Annotated in this window: 13 protein-coding genes and 1 tRNA gene; all 14 read left to right on the top strand. The window is 65.4% G+C overall.

The window, feature by feature from the left end; translation table 11 throughout:
* A partial coding sequence (locus tag AC07Y4_RS27575; protein ID WP_487861899.1) for an EF-Tu C-terminal domain-related protein occupies positions 1 to 73 on the top strand: 73 nt, incomplete at its 5' end.
* Between the two features lie 21 nt (positions 74 to 94).
* Positions 95 to 170 (top strand) — tRNA-Trp (locus tag AC07Y4_RS27570).
* A gap of 101 nt (positions 171 to 271) precedes the next feature.
* Positions 272 to 655, top strand: a complete 384-nt coding sequence (gene secE, locus AC07Y4_RS27565; RefSeq protein WP_062479313.1) for a preprotein translocase subunit SecE — start codon at positions 272 to 274, stop codon at positions 653 to 655.
* A complete protein-coding gene (gene nusG / locus AC07Y4_RS27560) occupies positions 655 to 1,266 on the top strand; it encodes a transcription termination/antitermination protein NusG (RefSeq protein ID WP_062479316.1) in 612 nt (203 codons plus the stop codon). The genes secE and nusG overlap by 1 nt, the downstream gene beginning before the upstream one ends.
* A 141-nt stretch (positions 1,267 to 1,407) precedes the next feature.
* Entirely contained in the window at positions 1,408 to 1,839 is a 432-nt protein-coding gene (gene rplK, locus AC07Y4_RS27555; protein ID WP_056584627.1) for a 50S ribosomal protein L11, read from the top strand.
* Positions 1,840 to 2,538, top strand: coding sequence for a 50S ribosomal protein L1 (gene rplA, locus AC07Y4_RS27550; protein ID WP_062479319.1), 699 nt, complete (start codon positions 1,840 to 1,842; stop codon positions 2,536 to 2,538).
* A 246-nt stretch (positions 2,539 to 2,784) separates the two neighbouring features.
* A complete protein-coding gene (gene rplJ / locus AC07Y4_RS27545) occupies positions 2,785 to 3,324 on the top strand; it encodes a 50S ribosomal protein L10 (protein WP_056584633.1) in 540 nt (179 codons plus the stop codon).
* 47 nt (positions 3,325 to 3,371) lie between these two features.
* Positions 3,372 to 3,746, top strand: coding sequence for a 50S ribosomal protein L7/L12 (gene rplL / locus AC07Y4_RS27540; RefSeq protein WP_070063901.1), 375 nt, complete (start codon positions 3,372 to 3,374; stop codon positions 3,744 to 3,746).
* 300 nt (positions 3,747 to 4,046) lie between these two features.
* Positions 4,047 to 8,171 (top strand): DNA-directed RNA polymerase subunit beta, encoded by a 4,125-nt coding sequence (rpoB, locus tag AC07Y4_RS27535; protein WP_095743426.1) that lies wholly within the window; start codon positions 4,047 to 4,049, stop codon positions 8,169 to 8,171.
* 21 nt (positions 8,172 to 8,192) lie between these two features.
* On the top strand, positions 8,193 to 12,428 hold the full coding sequence (gene rpoC, locus AC07Y4_RS27530) for a DNA-directed RNA polymerase subunit beta' (protein WP_062479330.1): 4,236 nt from the start codon (positions 8,193 to 8,195) through the stop codon (positions 12,426 to 12,428).
* A 115-nt stretch (positions 12,429 to 12,543) separates the two neighbouring features.
* A complete protein-coding gene (locus AC07Y4_RS27525; RefSeq protein ID WP_495275400.1) occupies positions 12,544 to 13,143 on the top strand; it encodes a LemA family protein in 600 nt (199 codons plus the stop codon).
* A 93-nt stretch (positions 13,144 to 13,236) separates the two neighbouring features.
* Complete coding sequence (rsmB, locus tag AC07Y4_RS27520) at positions 13,237 to 14,625, top strand: 16S rRNA (cytosine(967)-C(5))-methyltransferase RsmB (RefSeq protein ID WP_070063933.1); 1,389 nt, start codon at positions 13,237 to 13,239, stop codon at positions 14,623 to 14,625.
* A 52-nt stretch (positions 14,626 to 14,677) separates the two neighbouring features.
* The gene (locus AC07Y4_RS27515) at positions 14,678 to 15,247 is read left to right on the top strand and encodes a DUF4390 domain-containing protein (protein WP_175497139.1); all 570 of its coding nucleotides are present in this window, start codon (positions 14,678 to 14,680) and stop codon (positions 15,245 to 15,247) included.
* Complete coding sequence (locus tag AC07Y4_RS27510; protein ID WP_062480362.1) at positions 15,244 to 17,574, top strand: sensor histidine kinase; 2,331 nt, start codon at positions 15,244 to 15,246, stop codon at positions 17,572 to 17,574. The genes AC07Y4_RS27515 and AC07Y4_RS27510 overlap by 4 nt, the downstream gene beginning before the upstream one ends.
* Positions 17,575 to 17,582: the final 8 nt, after the last annotated feature.

Below are 17,582 nucleotides of genomic sequence, written 5' to 3'. Positions count from 1 at the left end.
CCTGCGCTTCGCCATCCGTGAAGGCGGCCGTACCGTGGGTTCGGGCGTCGTGGCCAAGATCCTCGACATCTAAGCCGAGCGTAAAGAGTACCGGAGGGGTATAGCTCAATTGGCAGAGCGTCGGTCTCCAAAACCGAAGGTTGTAGGTTCGATTCCTACTGCCCCTGCCACCTAGGTGGCACCCCGACAAGCCCATCGCGATCCGATGGGCTTCGGCGTCTCAAGAGACGCATTGAATTGAAGGCCGCGAGGCCACAGGAAATCAGCCGACATGGCCACTTCTCAAATCGAAACCGTGAGCACGGGTGCCGACAAAGCCAAGCTGGCTGCGGCGGTGGTGCTGGCAGTGGGCGCCATCGTGGCGTTCTACCTGCTGTCGCGCCAAGGCTCGCTGGTGCAATGGGCTGCGCTGCTGGTCGGCCTGGCTGCGGCCGTGGGCGCCTTCGGCAGCTCCGAGAATGGCCGTCAGCTGTGGGCTTTCGGTCGTGACTCGTGGCGCGAGGTCAAGAAGGTCGTGTGGCCGACCCGCAAGGAATCGATGCAGATGACGGCCTATGTGTTCGCCTTCGTGGCGATCATGTCCGTCTTCCTCTGGCTCACCGACAAGACGCTCGAATGGGTGTTCTTTGACCTCATTCTGGGCTGGAGAAAATAATGACCGACGACGCAGTTGAAACCACGCAGAGCACGCCGGAAGAGGAGCAGAACCCTCTCCTGACCCCCGCTGCCAACCCTGATCTGCGTTGGTACGTGGTGCATGCCTACTCGGGCATGGAAAAGGCTGTCGAACGCAACATCACCGAGCGCATCACCCGCGCCGGCATGCAGGACAAGTTCGGCCGCATCCTGGTTCCGACCGAAGAAGTGGTCGAGATCAAGAACGGCCAGAAGCGCACCACCGAGCGCCGTTTCTTCCCGGGCTACGTGCTGGTCGAAATGATCATGGACGACGAGAGCTGGCACCTGGTGAAGCACACCAACAAGGTGACGGGTTTCGTGGGCGGTGCCAAGAACCGTCCGGCCCCGATCTCGCAGAAAGAGGTCGAGGACATCGTCAACCAGATGCAGCAGGGCACCGAGAAGCCGCGCCACAAGGTCGAGTTCACCGTGGGTGAGTTCGTGCGCGTCAAGGAAGGCCCGTTCACCGACTTCAATGGCACGGTGGAAGACGTCAACTACGAGAAGAGCAAGGTCAGCGTGTCGGTCATGATTTTCGGCCGCGCCACCCCTGTGGAGCTCGAATTCGGTCAGGTCGAGAAGACCTGATCCCATGGCCTGCCTTCGGGCGGGCCTGCCAGTTTCCGGCTGCGCGTTGTCCGACTCGGCGCGCGGTCTTGATCGAAGAGTCGTTTAACCCCGGGGAGCCGCGGCGAGAGCCAAGGCGATATCACCCGCAAGGAGCAAAGCATGGCGAAAAAAATCGTCGGCTTCATCAAGCTGCAAGTGCCAGCTGGTAAGGCCAACCCGTCCCCGCCGATCGGTCCCGCACTGGGTCAGCGCGGTCTGAACATCATGGAGTTCTGCAAGGCGTTCAACGCGCAAACCCAAGGCGTCGAGCCGGGTCTGCCGCTGCCGGTGGTCATCACCGCGTTCGCTGACAAGAGCTTCACCTTCATCATCAAGACGCCCCCGGCGATCACCTTGATCAAGAAGGCCATCAAGCTGGACAAGGGCTCGGCCCGTCCGCACACCGACAAGGTCGGCAAGATCACGCGCGCTCAGCTCGAAGAAATCGCCAAGGCCAAGATGAAGGACCTGACTGCCGCCGACCTCGACGCAGCAGTTCGCACCATCGCCGGCTCGGCCCGCTCGATGGGCGTGAATGTGGAGGGCGTGTAAATGTCCAAGATCACCAAGAAGCAAAAGTCGCTGCAAGGCAAGGTCGACAGCAACAAGCTGTACCCCCTGGCTGACGCCATCGTCATCGTCAAGGATGCCGCCACCGCCAAGTTCGACGAATCGATCGACGTGGCCGTGCAGCTGGGCATCGACGCGAAGAAGTCGGACCAGGTGGTTCGCGGTGCTGTCGTGCTGCCGAACGGCACCGGCAAGACCAAGCGCGTCGCCGTGTTCGCCCAAGGCGCCAAGGCTGAAGAAGCCAAGGCCGCCGGCGCCGACATCGTCGGCATGGACGACCTGGCTGCGATGGTCAAGGCTGGCGACATGCCTTTCGACGTCGTGATCGCTGCCCCTGACGCCATGCGCGTCGTCGGTACGCTCGGTCAGATCCTCGGCCCGCGTGGCCTGATGCCCAACCCCAAGGTTGGCACCGTGACGCCTGACGTCGCCACCGCTGTCAAGAACGCCAAGGCTGGCCAGGTCCAGTTCCGCGTCGACAAGGCCGGCATCATCCACGGCACGATCGGCCGTCGCTCGTTCGACAACGACAAGCTGCAGGGCAACCTCGCTGCGCTGATCGACGCTCTGGTCAAGGCCAAGCCGGCGACCAGCAAGGGTGTGTACCTGCGCAAGGTGGCTGTGTCGTCGACCATGGGTCTGGGTGTCCGCGTGGACACGCAAACCATCTCGGCGAGCTAAAGAGATTTGCCCGATCCCGCAAGGAGAGGGCAGATGTGGTGGGTCGCGGCAGCTTCGGTTGCCGCGAGCCATCCAAGACCGCTGGTGTGCAGGGCGCTGCACTTAATGGCCGGATCGATCCTTCCGGTATCCAGCGCAGATGGCGACCCCACTGCAAGGAATTTGATTTTTGTTCCGAAACAGTTGGTCGCTGCATGAAGCGCGATCCGAGGCCCCGGCCGAAGGTCGCATTAAAAGGAGTAGACCTTGAGTCTGAATCGCAGTGAGAAAGAAGCGGTCATCAGTGATGTGACCAGCCTCGCCGCAAAAGCTCAAACGCTCGTGATGGCGGAATACCGTGGCATCACGGTGGCCGATATGACCAAACTGCGCAGCGAAGCGCGCAGCAACGGTGTGACCCTGAGTGTTCTGAAGAACACGCTGGCTCGCCGTGCTGTCGCTGGCAGCCCGTTTGAGATCGTCGGCGACCAGATGACCGGTCCGCTGATCTATGGCTTCTCCGAAGACGCTGTGGCTGCCGCAAAGGTGGTGGCCAATTTCGCGAAGACCAACGACAAGTTGGTGATTCGCGGTGGCGCATTCGGTGGCAAGGCCCTGGACGTCGAAGGCGTGAAGCAACTGGCCAACATCCCTTCCAAGGAAGTGCTGCTGGCGCAACTGCTGGGCTTGATGCAATCCCCGATTTCTCGTACCGCCCGCGTGCTCGCGGCGCTGGCCGAGAAGCGTGGTGGTGGCGAAGCTGCACCCGTCGCCGATGCACCGGCAGAAGAAGCGCAGGCCGCCTGAGCGCGCCCTCGTTTTTGAATATTCAACCCAATTGTTAGGAAACAAAAATGGCATTCGATAAAGACGCATTTCTGACCGCGCTCGACGCAATGACGGTCCTGGAACTCAACGACCTGGTGAAGGCCATCGAAGAGAAGTTTGGCGTGAGCGCCGCAGCCATGTCGGCACCCGCTGCCGGCGGTGGCGCTGCTGCTGCAGTCGCTGAAGAGCAAACCGAATTCAACGTCATGCTGATGGATGCTGGCGCGAACAAGGTGTCGGCGATCAAGGCCGTGCGCGAAATCACCGGCCTGGGCCTCAAGGAAGCCAAGGACCTGGTGGAAGCCGCTCCCAAGGCTGTCAAGGAAGGCCTGTCGAAGGCTGACGCTGAAGCCGCCAAGAAGAAGCTGGAAGATGCCGGCGCCAAGGTGGAACTGAAGTAATTCAGACCCCCTAGAGGGCTGGAGGTGCCTGAAAAGGCCCTCCAGCCTTTGCCGCTTTCAGAGCGCACCCAAAAGCCGGCTTGGCGCCGGTTCTTTCAGAGACCGAAAGGTCGATGAAAAAGCAAAAGCCAAGACGTTTTTGAGTGTCTTCTGAACCCGACTGCAGAAGACCCCTTGGTTCGGGCGATGTGCAATGCATCGCCGTCCGCCAACGGCTGGTAGTGGCCAGCCGCCAAGCAGTGGTGCCGTTCGCCCGGCACTGCTGACAAGTCGCTGAAGATCTCAAGCACCGGAGCTCTCATGGCCCAATCGTCCGCGTACAGTTACACCGAACGCAAGCGCATCCGAAAAAGTTTCGGTAACCGCGACAGCGTCGTCGAAATCCCCTACCTGCTGCAGATGCAGAAAGACGCGTACACCGCGTTCCTGCAAGCCGGCATCGCCCCCAAGCACCGCACCGTCGAAGGCCTGCAGGCCGCGTTCGACGCTGCCTTCCCGATCGTCTCGCACAACGGTTTCGTCGAGATGAAGTTCCTCGAGTACAACCTGGCGAAGCCGGCGTTCGATGTGCGCGAGTGCCAGACCCGTGGTCTGACCTTCGCCTCGGCCGTGCGCGCCAAGGTGCAGCTCATCATCTATGACCGCGAGTCGTCGACCTCGCAGTCGAAGGTGGTCAAGGAAGTGAAGGAACAAGAGGTCTACATGGGCGAAGTGCCGCTCATGACCGACAAGGGTTCGTTCATCATCAACGGCACCGAGCGCGTGATCGTCTCGCAGCTGCACCGTTCGCCCGGCGTGTTCTTCGAACACGACAAGGGCAAGACGCACAGCTCGGGCAAGCTGCTGTTCTCGGCCCGCGTGATTCCCTACCGCGGTTCGTGGCTCGACTTCGAGTTCGACCCGAAGGACATGCTGTACTTCCGCGTGGACCGTCGCCGCAAGATGCCGGTCACGATCCTGCTGAAGGCCATCGGCCTGAACCCGGAATCGATCCTCGCGAACTTCTTCGTGAACGACAACTTCCGCCTGATGGACAGCGGCGCGCAGATGGAGTTCGTCTCCGAGCGCCTGCGCGGCGAAGTCGCGCGCTTCGACATCACCGACAAGTCGGGCAAGGTCGTGGTCGCCAAGGACAAGCGCGTCACGGCGCGTCACACGCGTGAGCTCGAGCAGGGCGGCACCACGCACATCAGCGTGCCGGAAGACTTCCTGGTCGGCCGCGTCATCGCTCGCAACATCGTCGACGCCGACTCCGGCGAAATCCTGGCCAAGGCCAACGACGAACTGACCGAAGCGCTGCTCAAGAAGCTGCGCACGGCCGGCGTGCAGGACATTCAGGTCATCTACACGAACGAACTGGACCAGGGCGCGTACATCTCGCAGACGCTGCGCATCGACGAAACGGTGGACGAGTTCGCCGCGCGCGTGGCCATCTACCGCATGATGCGCCCCGGCGAGCCGCCGACGGAAGACGCGGTGCAGGCCCTGTTCCAGCGCCTGTTCTACAACCCGGACACGTACGACCTGTCGCGCGTGGGCCGCATGAAGTTCAATGCCAAGGTCGGCCGCGACGAATCGACCGGCCCGATGGTGCTGACCAACGAAGACATCCTGGCCGTGGTCAAGATCCTCGTGGACCTGCGCAACGGCAACGGCGAAGTCGACGACATCGACCACCTGGGCAACCGCCGCGTGCGTTGCGTCGGCGAACTGGCCGAAAACCAGTACCGCACCGGTCTGGCACGTATCGAGAAGGCCGTGAAGGAACGTCTGGGTCAGGCCGAGCAAGAGCCGCTGATGCCGCACGACCTGATCAACAGCAAGCCGATCTCGGCCGCGCTGAAGGAATTCTTCGGTGCGTCGCAGCTGTCGCAGTTCATGGACCAGACGAACCCGCTGTCCGAAATCACCCACAAGCGCCGCGTGTCGGCCCTTGGCCCGGGCGGTCTGACGCGTGAACGTGCAGGCTTCGAAGTGCGCGACGTGCACGTGACCCACTACGGTCGCGTGTGCCCGATCGAAACGCCTGAAGGCCCGAACATCGGTCTGATCAACTCGCTGGCCCTGTACGCCCGCCTGAACGAATACGGCTTCATCGAGACGCCGTACCGTCGCGTGGTCGACAGCAAGGTCACGATGGACATCGACTACCTGTCGGCCATCGAAGAAGGCAAGTACGTCATCGCCCAGGCCAACGCGGTCTTGGACAAGGACGGCAAGCTGACCGGCGACCTGGTCTCCGCGCGTGAAGCCGGCGAATCGATCCTGGTCGGTGCCGAGCGCATCCAGTACATGGACGTGTCGCCCGCGCAGATCGTGTCGGTGGCCGCCTCGCTCGTGCCGTTCCTGGAGCACGACGACGCGAACCGCGCGTTGATGGGCGCCAACATGCAGCGTCAGGCCGTGCCTGTGCTGCGCCCCGAAAAGCCGATGGTCGGTACCGGCATCGAGCGCGTTTCTGCGGTCGACTCGGGCACCGTGGTCACGGCCACCCGTGGCGGTATCGTCGACTACGTCGATGCGACCCGTGTCGTGGTGCGCGTGAACGACGCCGAAGCGGCAGCCGGTGAAGTCGGTGTGGACATCTACAACCTGATCAAGTATCAGCGTTCGAACCAGAACACCAACATCCACCAGCGCCCCATCGTCAAGCGCGGCGACAAGATCGCCAAGGGCGACGTGGTGGCCGACGGCGCATCGACCGACCTCGGCGAACTGGCCCTGGGCCAGAACATGCTGATCGCGTTCATGCCCTGGAACGGCTACAACTTCGAAGACTCGATCCTGATCTCGGAACGTGTCGTCGCCGAAGACCGCTACACCTCGATCCACATCGAGGAACTGGTGGTGATGGCCCGCGACACGAAGCTGGGCGCCGAAGAAATCACGCGCGACATCCCGAACCTGGCCGAGCAGCAGCTCAACCGCCTCGACGAATCCGGCATCATCTATGTCGGTGCCGAAGTGCAGCCGGGCGACACGCTGGTGGGCAAGGTCACGCCGAAGGGCGAGACCACGCTGACGCCGGAAGAGAAGCTGCTTCGCGCCATCTTCGGCGAGAAGGCTTCCGACGTGAAGGACACCTCGCTGCGCGTGGACCAGGGCTCGCAAGGCACCGTGATCGACGTGCAGGTGTTCACCCGCGAAGGCATCCAGCGCGACAAGCGCGCCCAGCAGATCATCGACGATGAACTCAAGCGCTTCCGCCTCGACCTGAACGACCAGCTGCGCATCGTCGAAGCCGACGCGTTCGACCGTATCGAGAAGCTGCTGACCGGCAAGGTCGCCAACGGCGGCCCGAACAAGCTGGCCAAGGGCACCAAGCTCGACAAGGCCTACCTGTCGTCGGTCGAGAAGTTCCACTGGTTCGACATCCGCCCGGCGGAAGACGACGTGGCTTCGCAGCTCGAGTCGATCAAGAACTCGCTCGAGCAGACGCGCCACAGCTTCGACCTCGCGTTCGAAGAAAAGCGCAAGAAGCTCACGCAGGGCGACGAGCTGCCCGCGGGCGTGCTCAAGATGGTCAAGGTCTACCTGGCCGTCAAGCGCCGCCTGCAACCCGGCGACAAGATGGCCGGCCGTCACGGCAACAAGGGTGTGGTGTCCAAGATCGTTCCGGTCGAAGACATGCCCCACATGGCCGACGGCACGCCGTGCGACATCTGCCTGAACCCGCTGGGCGTGCCTTCGCGGATGAACGTGGGCCAGGTGCTCGAAGTGCATCTGGGCTGGGCCGGCAAGGGCATTGGCCAGCGCATCGGTGACCTGCTGCAGCAAGAGGCCAAGGTGGCCGAGCTGCGCAAGTTCATGGAGCAGCTGTACAACGGCTCGGGCCGCAAGGAAGAGCTCGACCAGCTGAGCGACACCGAGCTGCTCGCCATGGCGGCGAACCTGCAAAGCGGCGCGACCTTCGCGACGCCGGTGTTCGACGGCGCCTCGGAAGAAGAAATCCGCGGCATGCTCAAGCTCGCCTACCCGGACGACATCGCCAAGCTCAAGGGCCTGACCGAGACGCGCACGCAGGCCTACCTGTACGACGGCCGCACCGGCGACCAGTTCGAGCGTCCCGTCACCGTCGGCTACATGCACTTCTTGAAGCTGCACCACTTGGTGGACGACAAGATGCACGCCCGTTCGACCGGCCCGTACTCGCTCGTCACGCAGCAACCGCTGGGCGGCAAGGCGCAGTTCGGCGGCCAGCGTTTCGGTGAAATGGAAGTGTGGGCGCTGGAAGCTTACGGCGCCGCCTACGTCCTGCAGGAAATGCTGACCGTGAAGTCCGACGACGTGCAAGGCCGTACCAAGGTGTACGAAAGCATCGTCAAGGGCGAGCACTCGATCGAAGCCGGCATGCCGGAATCGTTCAACGTGCTGGTCAAGGAAATTCGTTCGCTGGGTCTCGACATCGAGCTCGAGCGTTCCTAAGTTGAAAAGGGAAAGAGTCTTATGAAATCGCTACTCGACCTGTTCAAGCAATTCACGCCCGATGAGCATTTCGATGCCATCAAGATCGGCATGGCTTCGCCCGAGAAGATCCGTTCGTGGTCTTTCGGCGAGGTGAAGAAGCCTGAGACGATCAACTACCGCACGTTCAAGCCCGAGCGCGACGGTCTGTTCTGCGCCAAGATCTTCGGCCCCATCAAGGACTACGAGTGCCTGTGCGGCAAGTACAAGCGCCTGAAGCACCGCGGCGTGATCTGCGAGAAGTGCGGCGTTGAAGTCACGCAGACCAAGGTGCGTCGCGAGCGCATGGGTCACATCGACCTGGCCGCGCCCTGCGCCCACATCTGGTTCCTGAAGTCGCTGCCGTCGCGCCTGGGCCTCGTGCTCGACATGACGCTGCGCGACATCGAACGCGTGCTGTATTTCGAAGCGTACGTGATCACCGACCCCGGCATGACCCCGCTGAAGAAGTTCGGCATCATGTCCGAGGACGACTACGACGCCAAGCGCAAGGAATACGGTGACGAGTTCATCGCCAAGATGGGCGCCGAAGGCATCAAGGACCTGCTCGAAGGCATCGAACTCGACAGCGAGATCGAACGCCTGCGCGGCGACCTGACCGGCTCCGAAGTCAAGGTCAAGAAGAACTCCAAGCGCCTGAAGGTGCTCGAGGCCTTCCGCAAGTCGGGCATCAAGCCCCAGTGGATGGTGCTCGAAGTGCTGCCCGTGCTGCCGCCGGACCTGCGTCCGCTGGTGCCGCTGGACGGCGGCCGCTTCGCGACCTCCGACCTGAACGACCTGTACCGCCGCGTCATCAACCGCAACTCGCGTCTGCGCCGCCTGCTGGAGCTGAAGGCTCCGGAAATCATCGCGCGCAACGAAAAGCGGATGCTGCAGGAAGCTGTCGACTCGCTGCTGGACAACGGCCGCCGTGGCAAGGCCATGACGGGCGCCAACAAGCGCGCGCTGAAGTCGCTGGCCGACATGATCAAGGGCAAGAGCGGTCGTTTCCGCCAGAACCTGCTGGGCAAGCGCGTGGACTACTCGGGCCGTTCGGTCATCGTGGTGGGCCCGACGCTCAAGCTGCACCAGTGCGGCCTGCCCAAGCTGATGGCGCTCGAACTCTTCAAGCCCTTCATCTTCTCGCGCCTCGAAGCCATGGGCATCGCGACCACGATCAAGGCTGCCAAGAAGGAAGTCGAATCGGGCACGCCGGTGGTCTGGGACATCCTGGAAGAAGTGATCAAGGAACACCCGGTCATGCTGAACCGTGCGCCTACGCTGCACCGTTTGGGCATCCAGGCGTTCGAGCCGATCCTGATCGAAGGCAAGGCCATCCAGCTGCACCCGCTCGTTTGCGCGGCCTTCAACGCCGACTTCGACGGCGACCAGATGGCCGTCCACGTGCCGCTGTCGGTGGAAGCGCAGATGGAAGCCCGCACGCTGATGCTGGCCTCCAACAACGTGCTGTTCCCGGCTTCGGGCGAACCGTCGATCGTTCCTTCGCAGGACGTGGTGCTGGGTCTGTACTACACGACCCGCGACCGCATCAACGGCAAGGGCGAGGGCCTGATCTTCTCCGACATCGGTGAAGTGCAGCGCGCGCTGGACGCCAACGAAGTCGAGCTCACCGCCAAGGTCGCGGTGCGTATCACGGAGTACACCAAGGACAAGGAAACCGGCGTGTTCACGCCGTCGACCTCGCTCGTGGACACCACCGTGGGCCGTGCCCTGCTGTCCGAGATCCTGCCGAAGGGCCTGCCGTTCTCGAACATCAACAAGGCGCTGAAGAAGAAGGAAATCTCCAAGCTCATCAACGTCTCGTTCCGCAAGTGCGGCCTGAAAGAGACCGTCGTGTTCGCCGACAAGCTGCTGCAAAACGGCTTCCGCCTGGCGACCAAGGCCGGCATCTCGATCGCGATCGACGACATGCTGGTGCCCGCTGAGAAGCACGGCATCATCGAGCGCTCGGCCAAGGAAGTGAAGGAGATCGAACAGCAGTACGTCTCCGGTCTCGTGACCTCCGGCGAGCGCTACAACAAGGTGGTGGACATCTGGGGCAAGGCCGGCGACGAAGTGTCGAAGGTCATGATGGCCAAGCTGTCCAAGCAGAAGGTCATCGACCGCCACGGCAAGGAAGTCGAGCAGGAGTCGTTCAACTCCATCTACATGATGGCCGACTCCGGCGCCCGCGGTTCCGCAGCGCAGATTCGCCAGGTGGCCGGTATGCGGGGCCTGATGGCCAAGCCGGACGGCTCGATCATCGAGACGCCCATTACCGCGAACTTCCGCGAAGGCCTGAACGTGTTGGAGTACTTCATCTCCACCCACGGTGCCCGTAAGGGTCTGGCCGACACGGCGCTGAAGACGGCGAACTCGGGTTACCTGACCCGTCGTCTGGTCGACGTGACGCAAGACTTGGTCGTGACCGAGCAGGACTGCGGCACGCACGGCGGCTACCTGATGCGCGCCATCGTCGAAGGCGGTGAAGTGATCGAGTCGCTGCGCGACCGAATCCTGGGCCGCTCGGCGGCGGACGACGTGCTGCACCCGGAAAACCGTTCGGTGCTGCTCAAGGCCGGCGAGATGTTCGACGAAGACAACATCGAAGCACTGGAAGCCCAGGGCGTCGACGAAGTCAAGGTCCGCACCGCGCTGACCTGCGAAACGCGTTTCGGCATCTGCGCGACCTGCTACGGCCGCGACCTGGGCCGTGGCGGCCTGATCAACATCGGCGAAGCCGTCGGTGTGATCGCTGCCCAGTCCATCGGCGAACCCGGCACGCAGCTGACGATGCGTACCTTCCACATCGGTGGTGCCGCTTCGCGCGCTGCCATCGCCTCGAGCGTGGAAGCCAAGTCGAACGGCTCCATCGGCTTCAACGCCACGATGCGCTACGTGACCAACAGCAAGGGCGAGCTGGTCGTGATTTCGCGTTCGGGCGAGATCGTCATCCATGACGAGCACGGCCGTGAGCGCGAGCGTCACAAGGTGCCGTACGGCGCCACGCTGACGGTCAAGGCCGACCAGCAGATCAAGGCCGGCCACGTGCTCGCCAACTGGGACCCGCTGACCCGCCCGATCATTACCGAGTTCGCCGGCAAGGCGCAGTTTGAGAACGTCGAGGAAGGCCTGACGGTCGCCAAGCAGGTGGACGAAGTGACCGGTCTGTCGACCCTGGTCGTGATCGACCCGAAGCGCCGCGGCGCTGCCAAGGTCGTGCGTCCGCAGGTCAAGCTGATCGACGCCCAAGGCCTGGAAGTGAAGATCCCCGGCACCGACCACTCGGTGACGATCGGCTTCCCGATCGGCGCCCTGGTGCAGATCCGCGACGGCCAGGACGTGGGCCCCGGCGAAGTGCTGGCACGCATCCCGGTCGAAGGTCAGAAGACCCGAGACATCACCGGCGGTCTGCCGCGCGTGGCCGAGCTGTTCGAAGCCCGTTCGCCGAAGGACAAGGGCATGCTGGCCGAAATGACCGGTACCGTGTCGTTCGGTAAAGAGACCAAGGGCAAGATCCGCCTGCAGATCACCGATCCCGAAGGCGGCGTCTACGAAGACCTCGTGCCGAAGGAAAAGAACATCCTGGTGCACGAAGGCCAGGTGGTGAACAAGGGCGAAAGCGTGGTCGACGGTCCGGCGGACCCGCAGGACATCCTGCGCCTGCTGGGTTCGGAAGAACTCGCGCGCTACATCGTGGACGAAGTGCAGGACGTGTACCGTTTGCAGGGTGTGAAGATCAACGACAAGCACATCGAGGTGATCGTTCGCCAGATGCTGCGCCGCGTCGTGGTCGACAACATCGGCGACACGAGCTACATCTCCGGCGAACAGGTCGAACGCAGCGAAATGCTCAACACCAACGACGCCCTGCGCGCCGAAGGCAAGATCCCCGCGACGTTCACCAACCTGCTGCTGGGTATCACGAAGGCGTCGCTGTCGACCGACTCGTTCATCTCGGCTGCTTCGTTCCAGGAAACGACGCGCGTGCTGACCGAAGCCGCGATCATGGGCAAGCGCGACGAGCTGCGCGGCCTGAAGGAAAACGTCATCGTCGGTCGCCTGATTCCCGCAGGCACCGGCATGGCCTACCACCAGGCCCGCAAGGTCAAGGACGCCATGGACGAGGCCGAGCGCCGCGCCATCGCCGAGTCGGAAGCTGCCGAACTGGCCGGCTCCGGCGACAGCGATGCAGCGACCAGCACGGTGGACGCCAACGAAGGCGCCGCGACCGAATAACTGGTTAGCATCACCGGCATGACCGGTTGCCCACGCCCTCCGACCGCTCCGGTCGGGGGGCGTTTTTCTTTGTGTTCGCAGGGTTCCGACCGATGACCAAGAGGTTCTGTTTCCGATGAGCGTCCTGCCCGATTCGCTGGCCGGCTGGCTCGTTGTCGCGCTGCTGCTGTTCTGGTTCGTGGGCGCCTACAACCGGCTGGTGCGTTTGCGCGCGGCCGTGCTCCAGGCCTACGCGGTGCTCGATGTGGCGCTGCGCAAGCAGCTCGATTTCGTCCAGGCCAGCATCACCGCCGCGCCCCGGCCCGAGTCGCCGCCCGAAGGCGCGCCCACCGTGGCGCCGCTGCAGGCCGCCACGACGCAGCTAGCGACCCTGCTCGGCGCGACGCGGGTGCGCCCGCTCGACCCGGGCAGCATGGCGGCGCTGGCCACCGCGCTGCAGGTGCTCATTGCCGCATGGCGGCGCCAGTACCCGGGCGCGGTCACCGTGTTCGACGCGGACGGCACGCTGTCGCGGCCTGCGCCGCTGATGCCCGGCCTGGGTGGCGCGTCCGATCCGGCCGCGCCCATCGCCTGGCCCGAGCCGTCGGCGGCGGCGGAAATCGCACGCGGCCAGTTCAACCAGGCCGTGTCGCAGTACAACGCAGGCATCGCCCAGTTCCCGGCGCTGCTGGTGGCCTGGATCGTGCGACTGCGGCCCGCGGCCCCGCTGCTTTGACCTGACCCGACCCAGCGACAGGCGGTAACGCCTGCGTTTCCATTCCCACCGCGCGGCGTGCTGTCTTTCTCGCCCGTTACCATCGGCCCCAACTTGCCAGCAGATCTTTCCTCCGACCCCTCTTCGGGCAGCGCCTCCTCGGCGCCGCAACAACCGCCGCTCTGGCGCCAACTGCAACTGACCGCAGGGGCGCTGGCGTCGATTCGCGCCGGCACCTCGGGCACCGTCGCGTTCGAGGCCGTCGAGCCCGCGCTGCGCCCCGGCGTGCAGGCGCTCGGCTTCCAGGTGCTGCGCTGGCTCGGTCGTGCCGAGGCGCTGCGCCGCCACCTGGCCAAGCGCACGCCGCCGCCGCTGCCCGACGCCTTGCTGTGCACCGCGCTCGCGCTGGCCTGGCACAGCGACCACGCCCCCTACGAACCCTTCACGCTGGTCGACCAGGCCGTGGAAGCCGCCAAGCGCAACCCGGCGACGCGGGCGCAGGCCAGCTTCATCAACGCCTGCCTGCGCCGCTTCCTGCGCGAGCGCGACGAGCTCGTGGCCGCCACCGACACCGAACCGGTCGCGCAGTGGAACCACCCGCGCTGGTGGATCGAACGCCTCAAGCGCGACCATCCGCGCGACTGGCAGCGCGTGCTGTCGGCCGACAACGCCCAGGCGCCGATGACCTTGCGTGTCAACGCGCTGCAATCGACGCCGGCCGCGTACCTGCTGGAACTGGAAGCGGTGGGCCTCGCGGCCACGCGCGTCGGGGCCGACGGCCTGCAGCTGGCCCGGGCCCGCCCGGTGCAGCAGCTGCCCGGTTTCGCCGACGGCGCCTGCTCGGTGCAGGACGCCGCCGCGCAGCTCGCGGCCCCCTTGCTGCTCGACGGCCTGCTGCCCGCCACGCCCGGCGCCGCGCCGCTGCGCGTGCTCGACGCCTGCGCCGCCCCCGGCGGCAAGACCGCGCATCTGATCGAGCGCGCCGGCCCCGGCGCCATCGAGGTGACCGCGCTGGAGGTCGACGCCGTGCGCAGCCGCCGTATCGACGAGACGCTCGCGCGCCTCGGCCTGAAGGCCAAGGTGGTGGTGGCCGACGCCGGCCGCACCGCCGACTGGTGGGACGGCGCCCTGTTCGACGCCATCCTGCTGGACGCCCCGTGCACCGCTTCGGGCATCGTGCGGCGCCATCCCGACGTGCGCTGGCTGCGCCGCGAGAGCGACACGGCCCAGCTGGCGACCCAGCAGGCGATGCTGCTGGCGGCGCTCTGGCCGCTCGTGCGGCCCGGCGGCCGGCTGCTTTATTGCACCTGTTCCGTGTTCCGCGAAGAAGGCTCGCAACAAATTGATGCGTTTCTTGTACGCAACACCGACGCCCGTTTGCTGCCGTCCCCGGGACACTTGCTGCCTCAAAGTGGGGCGAATGCCCGTGGCGTCCCGGACAATCCCTCTGGTGACCACGACGGCTTCTTCTACGCCCTGCTTGAAAAACCCGCGCCGCACTGACGGCCGCCGGTCGATCCTGCTGGCCGGCCTGTGGCTGGCCTGGGCCCTGTGGATGGCCCTCTTCCCGGCCGCCGCCACCGCCCAGGGCAGGCCCGGCGGCGCCACCATCACCCAGATGCGCCTGGAGCAGGCCGACGACGGCGTCTACCTGAGTGCCGCCGTGCAGTTCGAACTGCCCACGCTGGTGGAAGACGTGCTCGACAAGGGCATCGCCATCTATTTCGTGGCCGAGGCCGAGGTCTTCCAGGAGCGCTGGTACTGGACCGACCGCAAGGTCGCCCAGGTGGCGCGCCACATGCGGCTGGCCTACCAGCCCCTCACGCGCCGCTGGCGGCTGAATGTGTCGCCGGTGCCGATCACCGGCGCCGCCGGCTTCGGCATCTCGCTGAACCAGAACTTCGACAGCCTCGGCGACGCGCTCGAGGCCATCAAGCGCATCGGCCGGCTGCGGCTGGGCGACGCCGCCGAGATCGGCGACGAGCCACTGCACCAGGTCACCTTCCGCTTCCGGCTCGACACCTCGCAGCTGCCGCGTCCTTTCCAGATCGGCATGGTCGGGCAGGCCGAGTGGAACATCGCCGCCGAGCGCACCGCCCGGCTGCCGTTGGAGAAGCAGCGGTGAGCAGCAAGCCGCGCAGCGGCGCCGCGGCCACGCCTGCCGCCCGCCGCTCGCGCGCGCTGCGCTGGGCCGTGGGCGTCGGCGCCGCGATGGTCACGGCCATCGGCCTGGTGCTGATGTTCCTGCTGGCCCAGGCCACCAACAACCGCGCGCTGTACGAGCGCTACTACGTGCGCCTGTTCGGCATCAACGTGGTGGTGGCCGTGCTGCTGGTGCTGGTGATCGGCTGGGTCGCGTTCCGGCTGCTGCGACGGCTGCGCCAGGGCAAGTTCGGCAGCCGGCTGCTGATCAAGCTCGCGGCCATCTTCGCGCTCGTGGGCGTGGTGCCGGGGGCGCTGGTCTACGTGGTGTCCTACCAGTTCGTCGCGCGCTCGATCGAGAGCTGGTTCGACGTCAAGGTCGAGGGCGCGCTCGATGCCGGCCTGAACCTGGGCCGGGCCACGCTCGATTCGCTGTCCGACGACCTCGCCGCCAAGACCCGCACCGCCAGCGCCCAGCTGTCGCAGGTGCCCGACGCGAGCGCGGGGCTGCTGCTGGAGCGCATCCGCGACCAGCTCGAAGCCAGCGACGTGATCCTCTGGACCGGTTCGGGCCAGCTCGTGGCCAGCGCCGGCGCGTCGCGTTTCCAGCTCAACCCCGAGCGGCCGACGGCGCAGCAGTTCCGCCAGGTCCGACCCGACCGCGCCGTCGCGCACGTCGAGGGCCTGGAAGAAACCGCCTTGCCCAGCGCCACGCCGTCGAGCGCCAGCGTGCGCGCGCTGGCCATGGTGCAGCGCCCGGGCTTCGACTTCGACACCGCGCCGCGCTACCTGCAGGTCACGCGGCCACTGCCGCCGGCTGTGGTCGCCAACGCGCTGGCCGTGCAGGAAGCCAACCGCGAGTACCAGGAGCGGGCCCTCGCGCGCGAGGGCCTGCGGCGCATGTACATCGGCACGCTCACGCTGAGCCTGTTCCTCGCCGTGTTCGGCGCGGTGCTGCTGGCCGTGCTGTTCGGCAACCAGCTCGCGCGGCCGCTGCTCGTGCTGGCCGACGGCGTGCGCCAGGTGGCCGCCGGCGACCTGCGTCCCACCGCCGTGCTGCAGGGCAAGGACGAGCTGGGCGGCCTCACGCGCTCGTTCGCCGTCATGACCCAGCAGCTGGCCGACGCGCGCGGTGCGGTCGAGAAGACCATGGACCAGCTCGACGCCGCCCGCGGCAACCTGCAGACCATCCTCGACAACCTGACCTCGGGCGTGATCGTGCTCGACGCCAAGGGCACCGTGCTGTCCACCAACCCGGGCGCCACCCGCGTGCTGCGCGCGCCGCTCGCCGCCTATGAAGGCAAGGCGCTGGTCGATGTGCCGGGGCTGGCCGATTTCGGCGCCAAGGTGCAGCAGCAGTTCGACGAGTTCCTGGTCGAGCGCATGCAGCACGGCCTTGATCACTGGCAGCACGCCTTCGAACTGCACGCCACCGGCAACGACCTGCCGCAGCAGGACGACGCCATCAACATCGTCGCGCGCGGCGCCGAGCTGCCGGGCGATGCGCGGCTGCTGGTGTTCGACGACATCTCCGAAATCGTCTCGGCCCAGCGCGCGCAGGCCTGGGGCGAGGTGGCGCGCCGCCTCGCGCACGAGATCAAGAACCCGCTCACGCCGATCCAGCTGTCGGCCGAGCGGCTCGAGATGAAGCTCTCGGGCAAGGTCGAGCCGCCCGAGCAGGCCATCCTGGTGAAGTCGGTCAAGACCATCGTCGACCAGGTCGATGCGATGAAGCGGCTGGTGAACGAATTCCGCGACTACGCGCGGCTGCCCGCGGCCGACCTCAAGCCGGTCGACCTCAATGCGCTGCTGGCCGACGTGCTGCAGCTGTATCACGCCGAGAACCTGCCGATCACGCTGCGCTCGGAGCTCGACGAGCGCTGCCCGCCCGTGCGCGGCGATGAACAGCAGATCCGCCAGGTCGTGCACAACCTGTTGCAGAACGCCCAGGACGCCGCCGAGGCCGCCGCCAGCGGCACGGGCCGGGTGGGCGAGGTCGTCATCCGCACCCGGCTGGGCGATTCGGGCCAGCGCGTGCGCCTCACCGTGCAGGACAGCGGGCCCGGCTTTGCCGAAAACATCCTCAAGCGCGCCTTCGAGCCCTACGTCACCACGAAAACAAAAGGTACCGGTTTGGGCCTGGCCGTCGTCAAGAAGATCGCCGACGAACACGGCGCGCGCATCGAGCTTTCCAACCGTGTCGTCGACGGGGCTGTGGCGGGGGCGCAAGTCTCGCTATCATTCGCGCTGGCAGGCGAACCGCGGGCAGCGGTCGCTCACACCGAAGATTCGAAATCTTCGTCCGCCTGAGTACCGGC

Source organism: Variovorax sp. GW460-12-1-14-LB1, from assembly GCF_059423605.1.
This window is presented reverse-complemented; position numbering and strand designations above follow the sequence as displayed.